The 2359-nt window shown below is 42.5% G+C and carries 1 protein-coding gene; it reads right to left on the bottom strand.

All coding sequences use genetic code 11. The annotated features are described in order from the left end of the window. Positions 1-82: 82 nt before the first annotated feature. Positions 83-1762, bottom strand: coding sequence for a group II intron reverse transcriptase/maturase (gene ltrA, locus MTN97_RS17730; protein WP_248475026.1), 1680 nt, complete (start codon positions 1760-1762; stop codon positions 83-85). Positions 1763-2359 lie beyond the last annotated feature (597 nt).

A 2359-nucleotide genomic window follows, 5' to 3' on the forward strand; every position in this document is an offset into this window, starting at 1 on the left:
TGTCGAGTAGCCAGACCCGATTACTCGAGCCCAGCCCTCTAAGAACGGTACGTGCGAGTTTCCCCGCATACCGCTCAAGTCGTTATAACGCCATGTAGGATGGCGCAGCAGTATTTTGACTCCTATGAATGCTGTTATGGCAATAAGGATGAACAACCACGGTATTACTCGCTTTATTATCACCACCTAAATATAAAGGTACTAGGCGGTGAATATTCCAACCAGTTTTAGCCGTTATTTTTTCTTTGCAATACAAACACTCACCATTTTGACGTGATAATAATCTATGCAGACGTTCTTTGTTGCGAGAATTTACTAACACATCAAGCCGAGATTCAAAGTAAGTTTCATGTGTCGGATCGTAAGGGTTTGCATCGGAATTGATCTTTGGATGTCGCACAATCGGCATTGCTGCTAACCGAAATAAGCCTATTTGTTTATCACCGGTGCAGAATGTCCAATTACGCGCCCCAATAGAGTGGAAGTATCTAGCCCTAATCCAGTATTTTCCTTTTCTAGGATGTCTACGACATGCCCATTTCCAGAGTAGCAACCATATATCAGAGTCAATCTTGCAAAATACTTCCTTTGCGACACTGTGTCGGTGATAATTGCACCAACCTCTTAATATTGGATTAAGCTGAAAGATTAGCCTGTCTTGTCGACTAGAGCGATATTTGGTGATCGTAAGTCTCAACTTATTCATCAGATGTAGAACGCTTTTGCTACTGGGTTTGACCAATAATTTGCCATTATACTTTCTGAGATTTTGACCAAGAAAATCAAAACCCTCTGATATATGCCTAACGTGCGTTTTTTCTGGCGATAATGCCAAACCACGTTGGGACATAAATTCATTAATACAAGGCAATATTGTATCTACCAAAAACGCTTGAGAATGAGCCGTTACAACAAAATCATCGGCATATCTGATTACAGAGACTCTCTTAACATTAGAACGAATTTCACGGTGCTTACCTCTTTTAACACCAGAAGCTTCTTCAATTGTTCCTTGCAGTTGATTCAATACCATATTCATTAACGTCGGCGAGATTATTCCTCCTTGCGGTGTTCCTGCAAGTGTTGGATATACCTTACCAGACTCCATAAAGCCAGCATTCAGCCACTGTGAAAGGATTGGTTTGTCGATGTTTAAGTGCTTTAGCATCCACTCATGGCTGATATTATCGAAGCAACCTTTAATGTCCGCATCAAGCACCCATTCTCCCGCACGTTTGCGACACAATACTTTGAAGCATTGTTCGATCGCATCAGCACAAGACCTTTGTTTTCGAAAACCAAAAGAATTGCCGTCACTGTTTGTCTCCACTTCTGGCTCAACGGCTAGCAAATATAGTGCTTGCATCCCACGATCCAGCATTGTGGGGATACCGAGAGGTCTTTTCTGCCCATTCGACTTTGGAATAAAGACTCGCCTTAATGGACTTGCCTTGTATCCAGAGCGTTTGAGCGATGAGATTGCTCGCCATTTTTTAGTAGCACTTTGCCATGTTTCGCCATCAACACCAGACGTTTTACGCCCTTTGTTCTCCGTTACTTGTTTAACCGCAAGGGCTTTTGCATAAAAGGAATGAGTCAATAACCATTGCAGGCTTTTAACTTTCCCTTTTCTCCCTTGCTTTACTGCTTTCACAATACGCGCTTGCAATGATCCTACGTAGCGCTTTGCAGCCTTCCAATCGATGTTAGACCAGCATTGCGCTTCGTTTATAGGTGCACATTGTTCATAAGAGCAATTCATTTGCATTCCTAAGCTAAAATCTTATTACAAATTTCTTGTGATTAACCACTCGATGGAAGTGGGCTATGCTTTCGCATGATGTCACGTTCAATACATCTATCTTTGCCATTACAGCAAGGCATTCGCTTTCTCCATCGTCCTTTACCCGCATGCCCGTCATTCATTCTTACGAAGAAACTACCTCAACGAGGGAGCATACGGGCTTACCAAGTTCCGCTTTATTCACATAATGGGTTAGTGTCAGTCAATCCGCCGGGGGCACATTAAATTGCGTAACATGAGACTAGAGCATGTTAACTTGTCCACCACACCTTTTGGTTCAAGCTTGTCAGCATCTTTAGCTTGTTTACAATGACGACAGTTACAACTGTTCAGTTAATTACACATACCATTAATTCCTAGGGCCCAACCGCATGATGCTTGCAGTTTGTTCAACATCACTATTGAACTTAAGGCTACATTGTCTTTCGAGCTTCACACCCCACCATTGCTAGTGACGCATATCGAAATAGGAAACCTTCGGCAATACGAAGGGTTGAATCAAAGTTCAACAGTAAACAAAGCGACTTCTTGTCGCACCTAACCGCTTGTACCACA

Source organism: Pseudoalteromonas sp. 2CM36K, from assembly GCF_023161865.1.
GTDB lineage: Bacteria > Pseudomonadota > Gammaproteobacteria > Enterobacterales > Alteromonadaceae > Pseudoalteromonas > Pseudoalteromonas tetraodonis.

What these genes read in the sequence shown, in the direction of transcription:
- ltrA (WP_248475026.1), bottom strand. Translation starts at nt 1,762, where the DNA reads ATGAATTGCTCTTATGAACAATGTGCACCTATAAACGAAGCGCAATGC.